General features: G+C 68.6%; 14 protein-coding genes and 3 pseudogenes. 12 read left to right on the top strand and 5 right to left on the bottom strand.

The annotated features are described in order from the left end of the window. Together IF37_RS0117450 and IF37_RS0117440 are read right to left on the bottom strand one after the other, a co-directional pair. Nucleotides 1-1,111 (bottom strand): annotated as a pseudogene (locus IF37_RS0117450) (hypothetical protein); the annotation flags it as partial. A gap of 564 nt (nucleotides 1,112-1,675) precedes the next feature. Continuing rightward, nucleotides 1,676-2,245 (bottom strand): hypothetical protein, encoded by a 570-nt coding sequence (locus IF37_RS0117440; protein ID WP_253915791.1) that lies wholly within the window; start codon nucleotides 2,243-2,245, stop codon nucleotides 1,676-1,678. A 204-nt stretch (nucleotides 2,246-2,449) separates the two neighbouring features. On the opposite strand from IF37_RS0117440, the gene IF37_RS0117435 reads away from it, so the two are divergent. From IF37_RS0117435 to IF37_RS0117425, 4 genes are all read left to right on the top strand, one after another. Then, entirely contained in the window at nucleotides 2,450-4,669 is a 2,220-nt protein-coding gene (locus IF37_RS0117435; RefSeq protein WP_253915790.1) for an N-6 DNA methylase, read from the top strand. Nucleotides 4,670-4,785: 116 nt separating this feature from the next. Then, nucleotides 4,786-6,777: a class I SAM-dependent DNA methyltransferase gene (locus IF37_RS0117430; protein ID WP_030743109.1), complete on the top strand. Its 1,992-nt coding sequence runs from the start codon at nucleotides 4,786-4,788 to the stop codon at nucleotides 6,775-6,777. Next, a complete protein-coding gene (locus IF37_RS42210; RefSeq protein WP_079165781.1) occupies nucleotides 6,774-8,039 on the top strand; it encodes a restriction endonuclease subunit S in 1,266 nt (421 codons plus the stop codon). Before IF37_RS0117430 ends, IF37_RS42210 begins: the two co-directional genes overlap by 4 nt. Beyond that, nucleotides 8,036-11,218: a type I restriction endonuclease subunit R gene (locus IF37_RS0117425; protein ID WP_030743107.1), complete on the top strand. Its 3,183-nt coding sequence runs from the start codon at nucleotides 8,036-8,038 to the stop codon at nucleotides 11,216-11,218. The genes IF37_RS42210 and IF37_RS0117425 overlap by 4 nt, the downstream gene beginning before the upstream one ends. Before the next feature lie 58 nt (nucleotides 11,219-11,276). Here the strand turns inward: IF37_RS0117425 and IF37_RS42205 are convergent, their stop codons facing one another. Continuing rightward, nucleotides 11,277-11,483, bottom strand: coding sequence for a DUF397 domain-containing protein (locus tag IF37_RS42205; protein WP_079165780.1), 207 nt, complete (start codon nucleotides 11,481-11,483; stop codon nucleotides 11,277-11,279). After that, nucleotides 11,480-12,334, bottom strand: a complete 855-nt coding sequence (locus IF37_RS0117420) for a helix-turn-helix transcriptional regulator (RefSeq protein WP_030743105.1) — start codon at nucleotides 12,332-12,334, stop codon at nucleotides 11,480-11,482. Before IF37_RS0117420 ends, IF37_RS42205 begins: the two co-directional genes overlap by 4 nt. A gap of 134 nt (nucleotides 12,335-12,468) precedes the next feature. Here IF37_RS0117420 and IF37_RS0117415 point away from each other — a divergent pair, with 134 nt between their 5' ends. From IF37_RS0117415 to IF37_RS42200, 5 genes and pseudogenes are all read left to right on the top strand, one after another. Further along, the gene (locus IF37_RS0117415) at nucleotides 12,469-12,933 is read left to right on the top strand and encodes an ATP-binding protein (protein WP_052845228.1); all 465 of its coding nucleotides are present in this window, start codon (nucleotides 12,469-12,471) and stop codon (nucleotides 12,931-12,933) included. 106 nt (nucleotides 12,934-13,039) lie between these two features. Then, a complete protein-coding gene (locus IF37_RS0117410; RefSeq protein WP_030743100.1) occupies nucleotides 13,040-14,647 on the top strand; it encodes a serine/threonine-protein kinase in 1,608 nt (535 codons plus the stop codon). A 49-nt stretch (nucleotides 14,648-14,696) separates the two neighbouring features. Further along, the gene (locus IF37_RS0117405; RefSeq protein WP_052845227.1) at nucleotides 14,697-16,877 is read left to right on the top strand and encodes a UvrD-helicase domain-containing protein; all 2,181 of its coding nucleotides are present in this window, start codon (nucleotides 14,697-14,699) and stop codon (nucleotides 16,875-16,877) included. Between the two features lie 171 nt (nucleotides 16,878-17,048). Further along, the gene (locus tag IF37_RS0117400; protein WP_253915789.1) at nucleotides 17,049-19,613 is read left to right on the top strand and encodes a DUF262 domain-containing protein; all 2,565 of its coding nucleotides are present in this window, start codon (nucleotides 17,049-17,051) and stop codon (nucleotides 19,611-19,613) included. A gap of 66 nt (nucleotides 19,614-19,679) precedes the next feature. Beyond that, a pseudogene (locus IF37_RS42200) lies at nucleotides 19,680-19,928 on the top strand (GNAT family N-acetyltransferase); the annotation flags it as partial. On the opposite strand, the pseudogene IF37_RS39485 reads toward IF37_RS42200, so the two are convergent. Beyond that, nucleotides 19,906-20,328: pseudogene (locus IF37_RS39485) on the bottom strand (transposase); the annotation flags it as partial. The pseudogenes IF37_RS42200 and IF37_RS39485 overlap by 23 nt on opposite strands. Nucleotides 20,329-21,033: 705 nt before the next feature. Between IF37_RS39485 and IF37_RS42195 the strand changes: the two are divergent. The 3 genes from IF37_RS42195 to IF37_RS0117380 are packed head-to-tail and all read left to right on the top strand — an operon-like array spanning nucleotide 21,034 to nucleotide 22,569. After that, on the top strand, nucleotides 21,034-21,243 hold the full coding sequence (locus IF37_RS42195) for a hypothetical protein (protein ID WP_030743095.1): 210 nt from the start codon (nucleotides 21,034-21,036) through the stop codon (nucleotides 21,241-21,243). Next, on the top strand, nucleotides 21,227-21,739 hold the full coding sequence (locus IF37_RS0117385) for a DUF6879 family protein (protein ID WP_030743093.1): 513 nt from the start codon (nucleotides 21,227-21,229) through the stop codon (nucleotides 21,737-21,739). Before IF37_RS42195 ends, IF37_RS0117385 begins: the two co-directional genes overlap by 17 nt. After that, nucleotides 21,736-22,569: a helix-turn-helix transcriptional regulator gene (locus tag IF37_RS0117380; RefSeq protein ID WP_030743091.1), complete on the top strand. Its 834-nt coding sequence runs from the start codon at nucleotides 21,736-21,738 to the stop codon at nucleotides 22,567-22,569. Before IF37_RS0117385 ends, IF37_RS0117380 begins: the two co-directional genes overlap by 4 nt. The last annotated feature ends 6 nt before the right edge of the window (nucleotides 22,570-22,575 follow it).

Raw genomic sequence — 22,575 nt, 5'->3', positions numbered from 1 at the left:
CCGCCGGCCCGCCGGCCCGTCGGCGCGGCGCGGTTCGGGCAGGACGGTCAGGCAGGCCGGCGGCGGCCGACGCGACCCCGTGGATCGGCCGTTGCAATACGGGGCTGCGGTCCGTCGCGGAGCGGAGCGGCCCGCACCACGAGCCACGGCGGCTGATGGTGCGGGCCGGCGGCGGGGCCGTACCCCTACCGGACCGGTGCCGGCGCGTAGCCGGCGGGCCTGCTGGTGAAGGTGCCCCGGCCCTGGGTGCGGCCGCGCAACCGGGTGGCCTGGCCGAGCGCAGGTCCGCATCGACGACGCCGACTGCCTGGGCGCTGTCGCACAGGAGGATGACGGGCTCATCCTCGGGGTGCTCGAGGAGGCTGAAGGCGGCCTCGCAGATACCGATGGCTTCGGCTTCACCGCTGCTCGAGGCCAAGGAGTCGCCGTAACCGGCGGTCCCGTCTTCGGCAGCCCAGCCGTAGCCGCACAGTGCGGACTCGTCAGCGACGGCCGCGCCGGCGACGGCCACGACTGCGGTGTCGGGAAGGTCGGCGAGCACGGCATAGCGGTCCCCATCGGCCGGATTCGTTGCCGTCGGATGTTCGCCGTCGCCGATTCCGCCCGTGTCGGCGAGGAGGGCGGCAAGAGCGTGGTGACAGTGCGGGCAGCCATCGGTGCGTTCGGGGCAGTTCGTCCGGCGCCTCTCGGTCAGTTCACGCACGCTGTGCCACAACTCGGCTTCGGCGTCCGCGAAGCGCGCCGACGCCGCGGCGCGACACCGCGCGATGAGGTCCGCGAACGGCCCCGTCGTCATGCAGGCCTGCATCCGGTCGTGGAGTTCCGTGACCCGGAGCCGGGCTTCGCGGGACCGGGCGGCGAGAACCGCGGTGTCCTGGTAGGCGTCGTCCAAACCGTCGAGTCCGGTGCGCCGTGCGGAGAGGGAGCAGGTGAGGGCGTCCCGTGCGGCCCGGCCGATCGCGTAGCGGCCCCAGGCCAGCGCGGCACGGGCGTGGCGACTCCATCGTTCGACCACCGCGTCATGCGTGAGGTGGAGGTTCTCGTCCTCCCGGACATCGCGCAGGGGTTCTTGGACGAAGGCGTCGTCGTCACAGTCCAGCAGTTCACGCACCGGCGTCGGCAGCAGTTCGTCACCTGCCGTCCGCTGGTCCCAGACCCAGCGGGCGAGGTCGCTTTCCGGTGCCTGCGGTGTGCCGTCGGCAGTCCCCTGTCGCGGAGTTCCTGCCGCGGGGCTTCGGCGAAGGCCGCCGGGAACGCCCTGCGCGCCACCCTCACCTCCAGCACGTCCATCGGCCAGGAGCGGCCGGCGAGACGGCGGCAGGCTGCTCCCTGCATGGGGCCTCCGCCTGCGACAGGGCCCGTCGCACCTTGCGCGCGTGGATCCGCAGCCGTCGCAGCCGCTCCGGGGACTGTGTCGAGAGCTCCGCACGCCGGACAGCCCCGCGAGCGAGGACATCGACGTGGGCGAGAGCGATGGCGATGGGACCGGCGAGCGAAGGATGTTCCAAGGCCACGTCAACCTCAGGAGCGCAGATCCCGCTGATTCGCGCCAGGACGGCCTCCTGCAGGGCGGTGAAGCCGTCGGCGAAGCGACGGGTCAGCTCTGTGTGCTCGATGATCGTCACGAATGGGCCTTCCGGACCGAGAGGGGTGACCGGGGCGGGACCTTCGTGCTTCAGCCGACCAGCTTCCACTCCTGACACCGGTTGGTCTTGAAGTACTCGCCGCTGTTGAGCGTCACGCGCCCCGGGCCGTCGAGGTTGTTGTTGGCGATGATGGAGCGGAACTCGCCGCTGGCGTCCTTTGCGCGCTCCCAGTAGCAGCCCCACTCGCCGTCGGGCCCGGCGGTCTTGTAGGTGCCGGCCTTGATGTCCTCGCCGACGAGGTACTCCCCCTCACCGGGGAAGCCGGCCGCCGGACCGGACTTGTGCGTCTTCTTCGGCTTGGCGGTGACCGTTTTGGTCACCGTGGGCGCGGGCTTGGGGTCGGTGGTCGCGGCGGTCCGGGTGATAGTGACCGTGGGGCGGGGGGCGGCCTTCACTCCGGCCGTCGCCTTGCCGGTGTCGGCAGAACCGTCGCTCGAGCCGATCCCGACGCCGATGAACAGGGAGACCAGGGCGACAGCGCCGTACTTCAGCCGTCTCTTGCGGCGCTCGCCCTGGCCCCCTCCGTGCGGCGCGGCGAGGCCGGTGAAGCCGTGCGGGTCGTAGCCGGGCCGCTGAGGGGCGGGCTGCTGGAAGGTCATGGCGTTCTCCGTTTCATGGGGTCGGCGCGGCAGGCCGACGGGGCGGCAGGGCAGCCCGCAGCACGAAAACCTGCTGGGCGGCCGCTTCCGCCGCAAGCACCCTCACATAATCAGCACATTGAAAGCGCTGTCAAACGCGTTGACAGATTTGACGGGTGCTGTAAGTTGTTTACGTCCGCTTCCGAGAGGCCCAGGACCGCACCTATGCCCCAGTCATCCGCGTCACCCGCCCAGGTGACCGCCGCCGACATCTCCCGCATCGCGGGCGTCACACGCGCCACGGTCAGCAACTGGCGCCGTCGGCACGACGACTTCCCGGCGCCGTCCGGTGGCACGGACAGCAGCCCGCTGTACGACCTGGAGGCCGTGCGCGCCTGGCTCGCCTCCCGTGGGCACACCTCGGCCGCGAGCCCGTCGGAGGAACTGCGCACGACGCTGCGCCTGCACGCACAGGACGGCGGCGGCACACCGGAGGACCTGCTGCTGCTCGTCCTCGCCGCGGCCGGCCGCTCGCCGGAGGAGCTGACGGCCGCCGTACGACTGCCGGACGCGGACCTCGCGACCCGCGCGCAGCGGGACGCGGCCGCGGCAGCCGACGCCGTACCGGCCGCGGAGGCCGTCCGTTACGAGCCGGGCGACGCGCCGGTGCTGCGCGCGCTGTACGCGTGTGTACGCGACGAGGGCGGCCAGGCCGCGCTGGCCGTGCTCGCGGAACGGGAACTGGAGGACAGCGCCGCATCCGGCGCCTACCAGACCCCCGCCCCGCTCGCCGACCTGCTCGCCCGCCTGATCCCCGGCTCCCCCGCCCGCGTCCTCGACCCGGCCTGCGGCAGCGGCACCCTCCTGGCAGCCGCCGCCCTCAGGGGCGCGAGCGAGCTGTACGGCCAGGACACACTTCCCGTGCAGGCCCGCCGCAGCGCCGTGAGCCTGATGCTGACGGCCCCCGAGGCCACGGTCACCGTCCGCGCCGCCGACAGTCTCCGCGCCGACGCCTTCCCCGGCCTGCTCGCCGACGCCGTCCTGTGCAACCCGCCCTTCGGCGACCGCGACTGGGGCCACGACGAACTCGCCTACGACCCCCGCTGGGCGTACGGTGTACCGCCCCGCGCCGAATCGGAACTGGCCTGGGTACAGCACGCCCTCTCCCACCTCACTCCCGGCGGCCATGCCGCCCTGCTCCTCCCGCCGGCCACCGCAGGCCGCTCGTCGGGCCGCCGCGTACGGGCAGAACTCGTCCGCAGCGGCGCCTTGCGCGCGGTGATCGCCCTGCCGGCCGGCGCGTCGGTGCCGCTGCACGTCGGCCTCCAGATCTGGGTGCTGCAACGGCCCGAACCGGGCGGCCCGGAACGCAAGTCGGTCCTCTTCGTCGACACGGCGGCGGACGCGGCGACGGCGGCCGGACACGGCAGGACGGCGACCGTGAGCGGGCGAATGCGGGGTGGAAGCAGACCCGCCGCCCCGGACTGGGACGGGATCACAGCGCGCGCACTGGACGCCTGGCGGGCGTTCACGGAGAGCCCTGACACATTCGAGGGCGAGCCCGGCGTCGCGCACGCCGTCGGGGTCGTGGACCTGCTCGACGACGTGGTGGACCTTACGCCGGCGCGACTCGTACGGGCGTCACGGGCCGAGATCGACCCGGCGGAACTGTCGGCCGAGGTCGACGCCACCCGCCGGAGTCTCGTCGAGGCCGCGAGGTCCCTGGGGAGGACGGCCGGTCAGGAGGCGTGGAGCACCGCGGGCGCCACGGCCCGCCAGTGGCGGACGGCGACCGCGTCCGACCTCACGCGCGGCGGAGCGCTCACCCTGCTGCGGAACCTGCCGGACAGCGTGCGCACCCGCGCGCAGGCCGCGAGCGGCGGGACCGGCGGGGGCGGGAGGCCCGAGACACGGCCGGTGCTCACCGGCTCCGACATCGCGACCGGGTCAGGTCCCACCGGGGACCCGATGGGGCTGTGCGACGAGACGGCACCCGTGATCGCCGTCGGTGACGTCCTCGTACGGGCGGTCGCGAGCACGGACGGTCCGATGGCCCGGGTGGCGGACGAGGCGGACGCCGGCGCGCTGCTCGGCCCCCACGTCCACCTCTTCCGGCCGGACCCGGCACGCCTGGACGCCTGGTTCCTCGCCGGGTTCCTGGGCGCGGAGGAGAACATCGCGGGCGCGTCGACCGGCAGCACGGTTCTGACGGTCAGCCCGGGCCGGCTGCGTGTGCCGCTGCTGCCGCTGGAGGAGCAGCGGCGGTACGGGGAGGCGTTCCGGCACGTGCACGAACTGCGAGCGGAGGTCCAGCGGGCGACACGGCTGGCCGAGGAGACGGCACGGCTGCTGGCGGGCGGGCTCACGGGCGGGCAGTTGCTGCCGGCGCGGGAGGCGTCGGGGGCGGCGGAGGCGGGCGGACGGGGTGGCGTTTCGCCCCATTAGGCACATGGCCTCTCACACATAGACCACACTTGTCGGACCGTCCCGGCCGATCGACTCGGCTGGGCTCGGCCCGGGCGGTGGGGTTGGGACATTTCGGAAGGAATCCGGGGATCCAGTTGAACAGCAGCAAGCACACGGAGTTGGCGAACCACGCATGGTCCGTCGCCGACCTCCTACGGGGGGACTACAAGCAGTCCGACTACGGCAAGGTCATCCTGCCGTTCACCGTGCTGCGGCGACTGGAGTGCGTGCTGACGCCGACCCGCGAGAAGGTCGCGGAGATCGCGGAGCAGCACAAGGACAGCGGCATCGACCCGGACCGCTTCCTGCGCCGGGCCTCGGGCCACTCTTTCTACAACCGGTCCAGCCTGACGCTGAAGAAGATCGCGGACGACCCGCAGAACGCGGCGAAGAACCTCATGGTGTACGTGGGGGCCTTCTCGGACAACGCACGGGGTGTGCTGGACCGCTTCGAGTTCGCCCAGCAGATCAAGCGGCTGGACGGCGCCGGGCTGCTCTACCAGGTCATCGGCAAGTTCACGGACCTGGACCTGCGCCCCGAGATCGTGCCCAACCACAACATGGGCTACATCTTCGAGGAGCTGATCCGCCGCTTCGCCGAGCAGTCCAACGAGACGGCCGGTGAGCACTTCACGCCGCGTGAGGTCATCCAGCTCATGGTGCGGCTGCTGGTCGCGCCGGACGGTGACGCGTTGCAGTTGCCGGGTGCGGTGCGCACGGTCCTCGACCCGGCCTGCGGCACGGGCGGCATGCTCTCCGCGATGGACGACCTCATCAAGGAACTGAACCCGGACGCCACGGTGGAGGTGTACGGGCAGGAGCTCAACCCCGAGTCGTGGGCGATCTGCCGGTCCGACCTGATGATCAAGGGCCAGGACCCGGAGAACATCGCCTTCGGCAACTCCTTCTCCGACGACGGGCACGCCCGGAAGACCTTCGACTACATGCTGGCCAACCCGCCGTTCGGCGTGGAGTGGAAGAAAGTCAAGGACGAGGTCGAGCACGAGCACAAGGCGCTGGGGGAGGTCGGCCGCTTCGGTGCGGGTCTGCCGCGCATCAACGACGGCTCGCTGCTGTTCCTTCAGCACATGATCTCGAAGATGAAGCCGGTGGACGTGAACGGCGTGGGTGGTTCGCGCCTCGCGATCGTCTTCAACGGCTCGCCCCTGTTCACGGGCGCGGCCGGCTCGGGCGAGTCGGAGATCCGCCGCTGGATCCTGGAGAACGACTGGCTGGAGGGCATCGTGGCCCTCCCGGACCAGCTCTTCTACAACACCGGCATCTCGACGTACTTCTGGATCCTGACCAACCGGAAGAGCCCGGACCACAAGGGCAAGGTCGTGCTGCTGGACGCGCGCGACCAGTGGCAGAAGATGCGCAAGTCGCTGGGCGACAAGCGCAAGGCGCTGGGCAAGGAGCACATCGCCACGGTGGTCAAGCTGTACGGCGAGGCCCTGGCGGTGGTGGAGGACGCGGAGCACCCGCTGCACGGCAAGGTGAAGGTCTTCGCCAACGAGGACTTCGGCTACCAGCGGATCACGGTGGAGCGTCCGCTGAAGCTGCGGTTCGAGGTGACGGAGGAGACGCTGGCGGCGCTGGAGGCGTCCAAGGCGATCCAGAAGCTTCCGCAGGCCGCGGTTCTGGCGGACGCCTTCAAGTCCCTGATGGGGTCGAGCTGGGGCACGAAGCAGGAGGCTTGGCTCGCGCTGAAGGACGCGGTGGTGCAGGCCGGCGGGACGTGGCCGACGGGGGCGCCGTTCAACAAGGCGCTGCGGGAGGTCGTCGGAGTGCGGGATCCGGAGGGCGAGGTGCAGCTCGTCAAGGGGCAACCTGAGCCGGACGCAGAGCTTCGGGACTACGAGAACGTGCCGTTGGGTGAGGACGTCGAGGTGTACCTGAAGCAGGAGGTCCACCCACATGTGCCGGATGCGTGGGTTGACCATGGCAAGACGAAGGTGGGGTACGAACTCCCGGTCACACGCCACTTCTACGTGTACCAGCCTCCGAGGCCACTGGCGGCGATCGACTCAGATCTGAAGACTCTGGAAGCGGAGATTCAGGCGCTGTTGGCTGAGGTGACCGGATGACCTGGGTAGCAAATGTCGCTTTCCCTCAAATCGCACTGAGGCGCTACATCAACGAAATCACTGACGGCCCCTTCGGCAGCTCCCTCACCAGCAGTCACTACTCCGACGATGGAGCAAGGGTTATTCGCCTCGGAAATATCGGACTTGCACAGTTCAAGGATGCAGACTCCGCTTATATCCCACTGCATTATTTCGAGAACCTTCGTCGCCATGAGGTACATCCCGGGGATTTGATCATTGCGGGACTCGGCGATGGCAACCATCCTGTCGGTCGAGCTTGCGTGGCACCGAACAACTTGGGGCCAGCCATCGTCAAAGCCGACTGTTTCCGTGCACGACTCAACGAAAGTCGACTAACTCACCGTTACGCCGCTTGGGCGCTGAGCTCGACGTTCGTATCCGATCAAGTGTCGACGCTAACTCGCGGTTCGACCCGCGCGCGGATCAACCTAGAAATGGCGCGCGAGATCAAAATCCCGATTCCCTCAGTAAAGGAACAGCAACGCATCACCCAGTTCCTGGACACTGAGATCAGCAAGATCGATGGCCTACTTTCCAAGAAACACCAACTCGTTTCCCTCCTGGATGAGCGCATTGACAGCCGCATTCTCCAACACGTTGGCTTCAGCCAACTGGTACACCGCACTGCGGGTAATCCTGCGCTACCCATCCGTCGAGCCCTCACCAAGGTGGTCCGCCCGGCCGTCGCAAATGCAGGCGTGATCACTGCCTACCGCGATGGGCAAGTGACCGAGCGAGGCCTGAGGCGGGCCGAGGGGTATACGCTCTCGGCTTCCACAGACCCACAGGGACAGAGCGTCCGACTGGGCGATGTCGTGGTGCACGGACTTGATGGATTCGCAGGAGCCATTGGAACCTCCGAAGCCGTCGGGAATTGCAGCCCCGTATATCACGTGTGTGTCCCCGTGGGTGACGGCGACTCCCGCTTCCTCAGCAGGCTCCTCCGCCTGCTGGCTCTCCAGGGATACCTAGGTAACTTCGCAACCAGCACGCGTGAGCGGGCAGTCGACTTCCGAAACTGGGAGCAGTTCGGGCGGATCCCCATCCCTGCCGTGCCTTACACAGAACAACGCGAGATCGGCGAATGGATCACCAAATTGCGCCCGCTTCGTGAAGCGGTCAGGCAATCTGAAGCTCTGGCCACTGAACGCCGCCAAGCTTTGATCACGGCCGCCGTAACCGGCCAGTTCGACGTCACCACCGCCAGCGGACGCAACGCAACCGAAGGAGTAACCGTATGAGCCCCGTGCACGACGAGTCCTCCTTCGGGTCTGCCATCGTTGCCGCGCTCTGTGAGCGAGGCTGGCGGGAGGCGAACCCCGAGGATTACCGACCCGACCTCGGGCTGGACACCAACGAGCTGTTCACCTTCATCGGCGCGACCCAGCCCGACGAGTGGGACGAACTGCTCACCGTCTACGGCGGCAACCCCAACGAGGCGCAGCGCGGTTTCGCTCAGCGGCTCGACCGGGCCATCGCCGATGACGGGCTGCTGCACGTACTCCGCAACGGCGTCAAGGACCGCGGTGTGCGGCTCCGCGTCGCCTACTTCAAGCCCAACCTCATCTCCGCCGAGTCCGTCCTCGACGGCTACCGGGCCAACCGTCTCACCGTCGTCCGGGAACTCCCCTACGCCACCAAGCAGGCCGACTGGGGTCACCGGCTCGACCTGACCCTCTTCCTCAACGGCATCCCCGTTGCTACGGCCGAGTTGAAGAACCCGCTGACCGGGCAGGGTGTCGAGCAGGCCAAGGAGCAGTACCGGACCGACCGGGACCCCACCGAGCTGATCTTCACCCGGCGCGTCATCGCGAACTTCGCCGTCGACCCGGACCTGGTCTTCGTCGCCACGCAACTACGCGGCAAGGGCACGCAGTTCCTGCCCTTCAACACCGGCTCGAACGGCCCCGGCCAGCCCGGCGGGGCCGGAAACCCGGCGCCCACGGCCCACGGCACGTACGCCACGTCCTACCTCTGGGAACAGGTCTGGGAGCGGGACAACTGGCTCGACCTGCTCCAGCGTTTCGTGCACCAGCAGAAACACAAGACGCCCGGCGGCGGCACCACCAAGTCGACGATCTTCCCCCGCTTCCACCAGTGGGACGTGGTCCGGAAGCTCACCGCGCACGCGTCCGTCCACGGCGCCGGCCAGAACTACCTGGTCATGGCCTCCGCCGGCTCCGGCAAGTCGAACACCATCGGCTGGCTGGCCCACCGCCTCAGCGACCTGCACGCCCGCACAGATCCGCACTCCCTCAGGCCCGAGGCCCTCGCCGACGGCCGTATCAAGCCCGGCGAGCCGGTCTTCGACAAGGTCATCGTCATCACGGACCGCCGCGCGCTGGACGCCCAGCTCTCGGCGACCGTCGGCAGCTTCTCGCAGACGGACGGCCTGGTCGTAAAGGTCGACGAGAAGCACGGGGCGAAGAGCGAGCAGCTCGCCCGCGCGCTCTCCCGGGACACCGGGAAGATCGTCACGGTCACCCTGCACTCGTTCCCGGCGCTGCTCGACTACATCAAGCGCAACCCGACCGAGATCAAGGGCAGCCGTTTCGCGATCATCGTCGACGAGGCGCACTCCTCCCAGTCCGGTGACGCCGCCACCGCCGTGAAGTCCGCCCTGCGCGACCTCGGCCTGGACGCCGACTCGGACGACGAGGGCGCGACCACGGTCACCCTGGACGACCAGCTCAAGGCGAAGGCGGTGGCACGCTCCCGGGCCGGCAACCTCTCCTACTTCGCCTTCACCGCCACGCCCAAGTCCAAGACGCTCGAACTCTTCGGCACGGAAGACGTGGAGAACGGCAAGACCGTCTACCGCCCCTTCCACACCTACTCCATGCGCCAGGCCATCGAGGAAGGCTTCATCCTCGACCCGCTGCGCAACTACGTCACCTACAACACCTACTGGAAGCTCGCGAACCTCAACCGCGACGAGAAGGAGGTCGACCCCTCCAAGGCCAACAGCCTGCTCGCCCGGTTCGCGCTCATGCACGAGCACACGGTCTCCCAGCACGCCCAGGTGATCGTCGAGCACTTCGTCGCCCACACCCGCGGCCGGCTCGGAGGACGTTCGAAGGCCATGGTGGTCACGGCCTCCCGCCTCTCCGCCGTGGAGATGGCACGCGCCATCCGCAGTTACATCGCCGACCGCGAGTACGACACCAAGTACCCCGACCTGGGTGTCCTGGTCGCCTTCTCCGGATCCCTCACCATCGACGGCGAGGAGACCACCGAGAGCAAGGAGAACGGCGGACTGTCGGAAAGCGCGCTGCCGAAGGCGTTCGGCTACACCCGCGCCGACGACAAGGCGGCGAAGGCCGGCGGCAAGGGGCAGCAGGAGTACCGGATCCTCGTCGTCGCCGAGAAGTACCAGACCGGTTTCGACCAGCCGCTCCTCACGACGATGTACGTCAACAAGACGCTCACCGGCATCGCCGCCGTGCAGACGCTCTCGCGCCTCAACCGCACCGCCGAACGCAAGTCCCAGGCCGACCTCGCCGTCCTGGACTTCGTCAACGACGCCGAGGACATCAGGGAAGCGTTCCGCCCGTACTTCGAGGAGGCGCAGACCCTGCCCTCCGACCCGAACCTCCTCTACTCGGCCCAGAGCCGCGTCATGTCCGCGCCGATCATCTCGGAGCAGGACATGGACGAGTTCGTCGCCGCGTACTTCGAGGCGCAGGAGAAGGCGGGCGGCTCCCAGCCCAAGTGGGAGAAGCTGCACGCCGAGCTGTACCGGCTCCTCTCCCCCGCCGTCACCCGCTTCACCCACCTCCTGGAGAGCGAGGAGGAGGACGACGTCGAGGCCGCCGAGGACTTCCGGGCCAACCTCAACGACTACGTCCGCAAGTACGGCTTCCTCGCCCAGATCGTGCCGTACCAGGACGCCGAGTTGGAGCGTCTGTACCTCTACGGACGCTACCTGCTCAACCGGCTCCCCCGCCTCGCGGACGGCGGAGTCGACATAGGCGAGGTGGACCTCAGCCACCTGCGCGTCGAGAAGACCGGCGAGTACGACGTGTCCCTCAACCCGGAGGGTCCCGCCGAGCTCAAGGGCTTCGGGGACGGGGCTGGCGGCGCGAAGGACTCCGAGAAGTCACTGCTGTCCGAGCTGATCGAGAAGTTCAACGCCAAGTTCGGCACGGAGTTCACCGAGGAGGACGTCCTCCCGGCCTTCAACGCCACCAAGAAGGACCCGAAGGTCCGGGCCGCCGCCCTCGTCAACGACGAGGAGAACTTCGGCATCGTCTTCGACAAGAAGTTCGAGGAGAACATGATGGATCACGTCTCCACCATCGACACCCTCGGCAAGCGGTACTTCGGCACGGACCGGGACTTCAAGTCCAACCTCGACCGCAGCGCCCGCCGCGCGGCCTGGCGGATGATCCGCCGGGAGGAGGGGCTGGACGAGATCTGAGGCGGGCGGGGCCCGGTGCGACGCGCGTACCGGGTCCCGCTCGTCGTACGTCCACCGGTCAGCGACCGGCGGCCATCCGAACAAAGCCGTCCCACGCTTCGGAGCCGATCACGAGCCTGGCAACTGCCGGTCGCTTCGAGTCCCTGACGAGAACGGTTCCAGGGATCGCGGCGACCTCGACGCATTCGCCGCCGTTACCCGTGCTGTAGCTGCTCTTTATCCAAGCGGCTTCGGGCACAGCCGCCTTGCTGCGCTGCACGCTCATGTGTCTCCCATCAGTTGCTCGATAAAGGCAAGTGACTCGCTCGGTGTCAGTGCCTGTGATCGGAGGATGCCATAGCGGGCTTCAAGCGTGCGCACGTACGCAGCGTCGGTGTAGATGCGGCTGTGATCCTGTACTTCCGCGTACGCGAGGCGCTGCCCCTTGTCAGTGTCGATCAACGAAAAGGGGCCGCCCAATGCAGCGTTGTCCTCACGTTGGATCGGCATGACCTGCACCTCTACGTTTCTAGACTGGCTGGTGACGAGGATCTGTCCCAGCGTCTCGCGCATGACCTTTGCGCCACCGATCGGCCTGCGCAGCACCGCCTCCTCGATGACGAAGCTCATCAGGGGAGCGGGGCGTCGGCAGAAGATCTCCTGACGCACCATGCGCGCTTCGAGTCGCTGCTCGATCACTTCGTCTGTCAGCAGCGGCCGTTGCATATGGAAGACGGCACGCGCGTACTCCTCGGTCTGCAGCAGCCCGGGCACCGCATACATCGCGTAGAGGTTCAGCGCGGTGGCCCTGGCTTCAAGTCGCGCCATGTCGCGAAAGAAGGCCGGGTACTGGGCCTTGGCCACCTCCTCCTTCAGCGCCACAAGCAGCCCTCCCGCACCCAGCACCTCGTCCGCCCGCTCGATGAAACGGGCCTGCGGAATGCGGCGCCCCTGCTCGATCGATGCCACCGTGTCCGCCGAGTATCCGACCCGCCTGCCGAACTCCACCCGGTCCAGCCCCGCCCGGACCCGCAGCAGCTTCAACTGCCGCCCGAACGCGGTCACCACGCCCGTCCCCGGATCGTCCTCCGGCCGCTGCTGCCGCTGCCCCGGCTCCTCGTCCCGCACGTCTCTCATCGAAGTCACCGTCCTGCCACCCGCCTCTCCCCCGCGTATCACCGCGTACAGAGCGCCCGTCGATCCCGTACGAAGAGCCAACGTCAGCGCGTCACCCCTGGTGACGCTATGCCACGAGACGCCACCGTGAGTGCATGACCGCAGCACAATCACCCCTCACGGTGCACAAGTTCGCGATGTGCTTCAGCTCGACCCTGCGCGGCGCCCGCCTGGCCAGGCGGCTGTGCGGGACCCGGCTCGACGCCTGGGGCATCCCGTACGGCAGCGACGCGCACGATGTCGTCACACTCGTTGTGGCGGAACTGTGCGCCAACGCCGTCCGGCACGGCCACGTCCCCGGCCGGGACTTCCACGTCCTGCTCACCGCCGACCCGACGACCGGCACCGTACGGATCGAGGTCAGCGACACCCGCGGTGAACGCCTCCCCCGCATTCCCGCCACCACGGCACAGGACGGCGACGGCGGCCGCGGCCTACTGCTCGTCGAGGCGCTGGCCGACCGGTGGGGCTGCTCCCCGCGCGCCACGGGCGGGCCCGGCAAGACCGTCTGGGCGGAGTGCGCCGCCGACTGCGCCACCCCGCGTGACCTGATCACGTAGGTCGCCCGCGACCCGGTTGGACGCGCGGAACCCGCACCCGCGAAACTGCTTCCCAGCGCATCGAAGACCACTTCGGTAACTCGACGGGGGCGGGGGCGGGGAGCAGGTGCCGGAGTCACGGCGGATCGCGGGACGGTACGAGCTGCTGGAGCAGTTCGGCCACGGCGGCATGGGGGACGTGTGGCGGGGTTACGACACCGTCCTGGACCGGCCGGTCGCCGTGAAGCTGATCCGCCCGCAGGCCGTGGCGTCGCCGCACCTGGCGGAGGAGTTCGAGAAGCGGTTCCGGCGCGAGGCGCGGATCACCGCACGGATCCAGCACCCGGGCGTGCCACAGGTGTACGACGCGGTGCTCGACGAGTCGTACGAGCAACTGTTCCTGGTGATGGAGCTGGTCGACGGCGTGCCGCTGACCGGGTACGTGCACCCGGAGAGGCCGCTCCCGGTGAGCTGGGCGGTGGCCGTGGCGGCGCAGGTGGCGACCGTGCTGTCGTACGCGCACGACGTGCCCGTCGTGCACCGTGACCTGAAGCCGGGCAACATCCTCGTTGCCCGGGACGGCACGGTGAAGGTGCTCGACTTCGGGATCGCGGCGATCCTTCGGACGGACGTCACCAAGCTGACCGCGACCGGCAGCCCCATCGGGACGCACCAGTACATGGCGCCGGAACAGGTGCGCGGCGGGCGGGTCACGCCGCGCGCCGACCTGTACGCGCTGGGGTGCGTGCTTCACGAACTGCTCTGCGGGCAGCGGCTGTTCACCGGGGACAGCGAGTGGCAACTGATGATGCAGCACGTCAACGCCAACCCGACACCGCTGCGGCAACTGCGGGCCGAGGTGCCGGCGGAGCTGGAGGCCCTGGTCCTGCATCTGCTCCGCAAGGCGCCCGAGGCGCGCCCGGCGGACGTGCAGGAGGTGTACGAGCGGCTGCGGCCCTTCCTGCCCGGGCCCGGCGAGGAGTCGACGCCCGAGGAGGCGGGGCCCGCCGGGACGCCCGACCCGACCGGGATCTTCCGCCGCCCGTACGCACCCCGCTCGCGCGCCGGCACCGCGGGCGCACGGCCCGCCGCGTCCGCAGCCGGACCCGGTGTGCCGCCCGCCGTGCCAGCGGCTGAGCGGGAGGCTCTGCGGGAGCGGATCCGCGAGGTGCAGGCGCACTACGTGGCGCTGATGGAGGAGGAGCGGTACGCGCAGGCCGCCGAGGTGGTCGACGAGATGATCGAGCCGGCCGCGCGGGCCCTCGGTTCGGAAAACAAGGCGGTCCTGCGCCTGCGCACATGGCGGGCGGTCAGCCACCAGTTGGCGGGCGACCACCGTGCCGCCCTGCCCGAGTTCGAAGCGCTCGCCGACGCCTACGGGCGGGTGAGCGGGCCGGGCAGTGAGGAGGCGCTGGACAGCCGGGCGCAGGCGGCGCGCTGCCGGGGCGAACTCGGCCGGGTGACCGAGGCGCTGGCGGGGCTGCACGACGTCCTCGATGTCGTCCGGTCCGTGGACGGCGACATGAGCGAGACGGCCGTGGAACTGCGGCGCGACATCGGCATGCTGCTGCTCGCGCAGGGGCGGGCCGCGGACGCCTTCGCCGTCCTGGAGCCGCTGCACGCGGACTTGTGCATGGTGTTCGGCCCGGGCGACGAACTCACCGCCGAGGTCGCCGAGACGCTGGCCGTGATCCGTCTCGATCTCGACGGTGGCAGCCCCGGCTCCTCCTCCTGACCTGGTACTCCACCCGCACGGCACCCCGCCCGGCCCTTAGGATCCCCTCATGCCGCAGCTCGCCTTCGACATCGGTTTCTTCGCCGAACTCCCCAAGCTCCAGCCGCCGGTCCGGAAGGGCGTGCTGGAGGCGTGGGAGAAGTTCAACCAGCTCACCCTCGATCAGCTCTTCAGGGATCAGGGACTGAAGCTGGAGAGCCTGACGAACGCCAAGGACAAGCAGATACGGACGATCCGTATCGACCAGTTCTGGCGCGGTGTGGTCCTCGCTCCGCCGACCGGGGACACGTTCATCCTGCTGCGGGTCATGCAGCACGACAAGGCGATCGCCTGGGCGAAGAAGCAGAAGGCCAGCATCAACGAGGTGACGCGGGCCGTCGAGATCCGGGACGCGGCGACCCTGGACGAGCTCACGCCGGCATACGAGCGCGTCGCGGAGGGCTCGCCGAAGAAGCGGCTGTTCGCGGAGTTCTCCGACGGGGACCTGAAGGCGCTCGGCATCGACGACGAGACGCTGCGGCAGGCGCGGTCGCTCATCGACAAGGAGCAGTTGGAGGTGTTCGCGCCGCTGCTGCCGCAGGACCAGCGGGAGGTGCTGCAGTACCTCGCCGAAGGGATCCCGATCGAGGAGGTGTGGCAGGACATCGTCGCGCCCGCCCTCCAGGCGTCGACGCAGCCGGTGGACACGCAGGACTACGAGACGGCGATCCAGCACACCAGGGCACGCATCGCGCTGGTCACGGCACCGGAGGAGCTGCGGGACATCCTGGAGAAGCCGTTCGCGGCCTGGCGGGTGTTCCTGCACCCCTCGCAGCGCAAGGTGGCCTACCGGGCGTCGTACTCGGGGCCCGCCCAGGTCACCGGCGGGCCCGGCACCGGCAAGACCGTCGTAGCCCTGCACCGCGTCAAGTACCTGCTGGGGCACCTGCGCGACGGTGACCGCATCCTGCTCACCACGTACACCAACGCGCTCGTCAACGCGCTCCGCTCCGGCCTCGAATCGCTGGTGGAGGACCCGGAGCTGCGCGAGAAGGTGGACGTCTCGACGGTGGACGGATTCGCCAGCCGGCTCGTCGCCGAGGCGCCGGGCGCGGTGGCGCTGCGGCCGCTGATGAACAATGAGGAGGAGAGCCGCTGGGGCAAGGCCGCCAAGGCGACCGGGTTCCCCGGCAGCGCGCAGTTCCTCGCCCAGGAGTACCGGCACGTGATACTCGCCCAGGACATCCGGAGCCTCGCCGAGTACGAGTCGGCGGACCGGCGTGGGCGCGGGAGCCGGCTGACCGCGGCCGAGCGGCCGCTGGTGTGGGAGACGGTGGAGCGGTTCACGGCCGACCTGGCCGCGGACGGGGCCCGGACCTGGCTGCAGACCTGCGCGGAGGCGGCGCGGCTGCTGGCGGAGAAGGGGCCGCAGTACCGGCACGTGGTGGTGGACGAGGCACAGGACCTGCATCCGGCGCAGTGGCGTCTGCTGCGCGCGGCCGTGCCCGCCCGCCCGGACGATCTGTTCATCGCGGGCGACCCGCACCAGCGCATCTACGACTCGAAGGTGTCCCTGAAGTCGCTGGGCATCAAGGTCACCGGGCGGTCGGTGAAGCTGCGCAAGAACTACCGCAGCACCCAGGAGATCCTGCGCTGGTCCACCGCCCTGCTCATCGGCCGCCCCATCGCCCGGCTCGAGGACGAGGGCCGCGACGACACGCTGCTCGGCTACCGCTCCGCCCTGCACGGCGACGGGCCGGCCGTGCAGGCGGCGGCGGACGAGGACGCCGAACTCGCGGCTCTGGTCACCCGGGTGCGGGCGTGGCTGGATGCGGGAGTCGGCGCCGAGGAGATAGGGGTGAGCACCCGGTTCAACAAGACGTGCGCCAAGGCGGTGACCCACCTCAAGGCCGCAGGCATCCCCGCCGTATCGTTGCGGTCCGCCGACACCGCGAGCGCGGCGGACGCCGTACGGGTCGGGACCATGCACTCGTTCAAGGGACTCGAATTCCGCTGCGTCGCGGTGATCGGCGCCAACGACGGTGCCGTGCCGTTCGCGAAGGCGGTGACGCCGGCCGAGCTGGACGCCAAGCAGTACGAGACGGACATGATGTCGGAACGCTGCCTGCTGTTCGTCGCCTGCACGAGAGCGCGCGACAGCCTGTACGTGTCGTGGTCGGGTGAGCCGAGTCCGTTCCTGGTGGAGGCGGGGGTGGGGGCCGGTGCACCTCTCAGGAGTCCGGCGGGGTGACTGTCGGCATCACCGTGCCGCGTCGGGCGTGACGTCATAGAGTTTCCGCCCGACGCAAGACGCAGGACGTACGACGTACGACGCAGGTCATCGGTAACAGGGGGCGCGAAGTTGCAGGCGAAGGAGACGTTGTTCGCCGATCTCGTACAGGGGCGGGCACAGCAGTTCCAAGTGCCTCTGTACCAAAGGACCTACTCCTGGACGGAGAAACAACTCGCGCAGTTGTGGGATGACATCCTGGAGCAGGCGGAGCTGGTGGAGTCCGGGGACAAGCGGAGCACCCACTTCCTCGGTTCGGTCGTCCTCGCGCCCTCGCCGCTGAACGAGCCGACGTTCCCGCGCTGGCTGGTGGTGGACGGGCAGCAGCGCCTCACGACGCTCTCCCTGGCGCTGGCCGCGATCCGCGACCACGTCGCCGACTCCGAACCGGACGAGGCCGAGCGCGTCGACGAGGAATACCTGATCAACAAGCGCCGCAAGGGTGCCGACCGCTTCCGCCTGCTGCCGACGCAGGCCGACCGTCCGCAGTACGCCGCGCACATCCTGGCCACCCCTGCGGACCAGGCCGCCGGGGACAGAGTGGCCGCCGCCTACCGCTTCTTCAGACGCAAGCTGGTCGAGGCCAATGATCCGGCCAGTCCCGAGGACGTCTTCCGCATCGAGCAGGCCATCACCTCCAGGCTCACGCTCGTCGCCGTCACCGCCGAGCGCGGAGACAACGTGCACCGCATCTTCGAGTCGCTCAACAACACCGGCCTCAAGCTCAGCCAGGCCGATCTCCTGCGCAACTACCTCTTCATGCGGCTTCCCGACCGAGGCGAGCTCGTCTACGAGACGTACTGGCTCCCCTTGCAGGACAGCCTCACCAACGACGAGCTGGAACAGCTCATGTGGCTGCGGCTCGTTCTGGACGGCGACGACCGGGTACGCCGCCAGGACCTCTACGCGGCACAGCAGCACCGCTTCGAGAGGGCCGACGCCGACGAGGACGGCATCGAGGCGTACATCAAGGAACTCCACCGCAGTTGCGCTCACTTCCGCCGGATCCTCAACCCCGAGCTGGAGTCCGACGCCGAGGTCCGGGCCTGTCTGCGGCGCCTCGACGCCTGGCAGGCGGCGGTCACCCACCCTGCCGTGATGCTGCTCTTCGACCGGCGGGAGCGCGGTGAACTGAACGCCGCGGACATGGCCCGCGCGCTGGCGTACATCGAGAGCTTCCTGGTCCGCCGCATGATCTGCCGCGTACCGACGAACAACCTCAACAGGATCTTCCAGGCCGTGCCCGCCCAGCTCCCGAGGGGTGTGCCCGTCGCCGAGGGACTTCACCAGCTCCTCTCCGCCGAGAACCGCTTCTGGCCCGACGACAGGGAACTGCGCGAGAAGATCCGCTCGGCGCCCTTCTACCAGTACGGCCGCTGGCACCAGCGAAAACTCGTGCTCCAGCGCCTGGAGGAGAGCTACGGCCATCCCGAGCCGGTCGACTTCGCCGCCGCGCAGCTCACCATCGAGCACGTCATGCCGCAGTCGCCCGGGGAGGAGTGGCTGCGGATGCTGGAGGAGGACGCGGAACCCGGCGAGACGGGAGACGAACTGCACTCCCGGCTCCAGCACACGCTCGGCAACCTGACCCTGACCGCGGTCAACTCCGAGCTGTCCAATCATCCCTTCGAGCGGAAGCAGGACCTGCTGCGCGGCAGCCACCTGGAGATGAACCGCCGCATCGCCGCCACCGAACGCTGGGGAGCACGGGAGATCCTCGCCCGGGCGGACGAGATCGCGGATCTCGCGGTACGCCTCTGGCCCGCCCCGCTGACGGGCGCCGGGCGGGCGGAACGCAGCCGGGACTGGAACATGGCCCACCAGGTACTCGCGGCCCTCCCGCACGGCACGTGGACCTCGTACGGGGACCTGGCCGCGTTCATCGGATCCGGCGCCCAGGCGGTGGGCAACCACCTGGCGGGCACCGCCGGCATCGTGAACGCCCACCGCGTCCTGACATCGGAAGGCAAGGTCTCCGGCGGCTTCCGCTGGGTCTCGCCCGACGAGGAAGGCACGGACGTCCGCGCCCGGCTGCGCGCCGACGGCGTTCATTTCACGGCCACCGGAGCAGCCGATCCGGCGCAGCGCCTGACCAGCGACGACCTCGCCCTGCTGGTGTCCGGTACCGACGGCGAAGACACGTCCACGCCGCCGTCCGAAGCGGAAGCCGACTCCAGCAGCAGGCAGCAGGAGGCGGCAACCGCCCCGCTCCTCCTCAACAGTGGATCCGGTGAGGAGACCCGCTCCGAGCGGTTCTTCCGTCAGCTGTCGGCGGACGACAGCGTGGAGACGGTGGAAGCCGTCCGCACTCTGCTGGCGCACTGGCAGGACGAGGGCGGCTGGGTCGGCCACGGCGCCGGCCAGGTGACCACCAGCGCTTTCCTCATGCTGGGGAAGGCAGGGTTGCCGGGGCAGGGCATCTGGCCGCTGACCCTCTACCCGGGAACGGGCCGCGGAGGAACGGCCGAGGTGGTCTTCCAGCACTTGGCCACACGGGAACCGTTCACCGAGCGGGCGCGGCGGGCCGAATTCCTGGCCCGGTTGAACGCCCTGGACGGCGTCGACATCCCGGAAGGGAAGCTGGAGCTACGACCGGGCTTCCGGCTGTCGCTCCTCACCGTCAGCGGCAATCAGAGGCTGCTGCACGAGACGCTGACCTGGTTCCGGCAGCAGTGGGACGAGCGTAGCCCGCGCTAGGTCGTGTACCGGAAGTCCCAGGCAGGAAGGCGGGATGCCGCTGTAAGCCAGCATGCTCGGATAGTCATGCTTGAGACTCCCCGATTGGTCCTGCGTCGTTGGCGCGCGGATGACGTTGTGCCCATGGCTGCTGTCAATGCGGATCCCGAGGTGATGCGGTGGATCGGTGACGGCGGTGTCCGTGACGAACAGCAGACTCGCCACGGCATCGAGGCAATGGAGCGCGAGTGGGACACGCAGGGCTCCGGCCTCTTCGCCGTGGAGATCCGCTCGACTGGCGAACTGGCCGGGTTCACCGGTCTTTCGGTCCCCGACGCTTGTCGTAGCGCGTGGCGACAGCGCGGTGTCTCTTGAGGCGGTTGATCCCATACTCGACCGCGTGGCGCTCGCGGTAGTCGTCTGGGCCGAAGTGCGGTGGTCGGCCGCCGCGGGAGCCGCGCTTCTGGCGGTTGCGGGCATGGTCGGCCTTGTCGGGGATGGTGCAGCGGATGCCGCGGCGGCGCAGGTAGGAGCGGTTCTTGCGGGAGGCGTACGCCTTGTCAGCACGCACTCGATCGGGGCGGACTCGTGGCCGGCCCGGCCCGATGCGGGGCACGCGAACCTTTGCCAGCACGGGCTAGAACTGCGGCGAGTCTCCACACTGCCCTGCCGTCACCACGATCGACATGGGCTTCAGGCCTTGCTCGACGGCCAGGTGGAGCTTGGTGGTGAATCCCCAGCTCCGCCTGCCGCGCGGGCGCTTCCGACCGAGCAGGTCGAGCCTCCGCCACGCGAGTGACACACCTCCGCCGCGCTCCGCCCCCTGAAAACCCCACATGCCTGCGCCACGGCCACCAGCCGTCGCACAGGCATGTCCTGTTTTCGCAGGTGAGAGGCGCAGTACCTCGACCGCCACCGCCTCACCCCCTCATCGGGCCGTTCACGAGGCTCAAGGCCCCGGAAACGACGAAATACCGGCGAGTAACATGACTCGACCGGTAATTCGTGAACGCTTCGGGACGATCTCGTGAACGTCCCTGCTGGTGTCCGAGGGGGGACTTGAACTCTCCTCTCGGGCACCAGCCCACAACCACTCTGACCTGGGGAAACGCCCACTGACAGGCTTGATTTCGGCGGGCGTTTCTCCTGTTCTTTCCTGCTGTTTCAGGCCCTCTCGGGCCCCTGTTGGTCATGCGTTGGTCACGTGACCAACCCTCCTCCGAGGCGTCCGTCCCTGGTCAGGCTTCCCGGGCGGCGCCACGGGGCTACGCCCAGTCTGCACGGGCACGTGCGCGACCACGTACCGGGGTGGCGCCGGGGTGGTCGACGCCCTGTTTATGCAAGGACACGCATAGTCGCGTTCGCGCATAGACGCGTGACACCGCCCCCTCTAGTGTCGTTGGGCAGGCGGCCCAAACGGGGCCAGGCAAGGGGGTTTGGCATGTCCGAACGTTCGGCACTCACCCGGCTCACGGGCAACGGCGACGGGGAGTGCGGAGAGAAGGACTGCCCGAACGTGTACCGCACGGCTACCGGGTCGTTCGTGGTGCAGGGCGACGTGTCCGACGCCTTCACCCCGCCCTCCGGGGAAGGGCTCGTGGAAATCCCGGAGGCAGTTCTCAGGGAGGCGTTCCGTGCACTTGGATGGTGACGCGTGGAATGACTGCTTCGATTCCATGGAGCGTGAGGCGTGGCGACTGGAAACGCTGCCCGTCTACACCATGCCCCAGGAAGCGGAGAAGCTGAAGCGCTTTCTCGCCGGGGAGAAATCCCCCGACGATTACACGTCGGCCTGGATGGACGAGGTTCGGCAATGGACCTCGGAAGGAAAGAGCGTCGGCAGGGTGCACGTCGTGACCCGCCCGCTCTCGGACTACCTTCGGTTCGAGTTCGAGTATTACTACCGGCACCACGTGAAGGTGGGCGAGGATATCCGCATCCTCGACCTCACCGACCGGGAGAACCCGGGACTTCCGGATCAGGACTTCTGGATGTTCGATGAGTCCAAGGTGGTCCTGATGAACTACCGGGCGGACGGGACGCAGATAAACCGGGAGCTCTACGAGGGTGATCCCGAACCGTACCGGCAGTGGAAGCGAATTGCCGTTGCCGAGTCGGTTCCATTCCTGGAGTACGTGAGCGGGTGACGTTCGACCCTGAGCAGATGGGCCAGCCGAAACAGGAACTGGCGGCCCTGCTGAAAGAACTACGCAAGCGAGCCGGCCTCACTGGGGACCGGCTCGCTCGGCGTTGCAACATGTCCCAATCGAAGATCAGCCGGATTGAGAACGGGAAAGCTCAGCCGAGCCTGCTGGACCTGGAAAGAATCCTACGAGCCGTCGTGGCTCCACCCGAGGTCATCGAGGAGGTCGTCGCCCTCGCGCGGCTGGCCAACACGGAATGGCAAGACTTGCGCTCGCTGCGCCGTAGGGGCCTGGAGAAGAAGCAGACTGAACTTGCAGCCCTCGAATCCTCATCTACGGACTTCCGCTTCTTCCTGCTCTCGATGATTACAGGACTGCTGTCCACCCCTGAGTACATCCGGGCCAGCCTTGCCCATTCCCCGGCCGATGTCACTAAGACGATCGCGAGGAAGCTGGAGCGGCAGGAGGTTCTTTACGACACGAAGAAGCGGTTTACCTTCATCCTGACCGAGCAGGCTGTGAGGTGGCCGCTCCTGCCCCCGGCTGCGATGGCAATGCAGATTGACCGACTGGCCTCGCTTACCCACCTTACGAACGTGAAGCTCGGCGTTATCCCAATCGCGGGATACAAACCCATGGCGCCTATGGACACCTTCACCATCTATGACAACACGCTGGCCACTGTGGAGAACACGACCGGTGTCGTGATCCTGAGAGATCCGAGAGACATCGAAATGCATCTCGAACTGTTCTCCACGCTGGAGGGGTACGCGTTGTTCGGGGAGGAAGCGCGAGCGTTGTTGGCGGAGTGGTCTGCCGCTTGCCGTTCATGATCTTTA

This window comes from Streptomyces sp. NRRL S-31 (genome assembly GCF_000718775.1).
GTDB lineage: Bacteria > Actinomycetota > Actinomycetes > Streptomycetales > Streptomycetaceae > Streptomyces.
The sequence above is the reverse complement of the archived record's forward strand: the minus strand, read 5'-3'. Positions and strand labels throughout refer to the sequence as shown.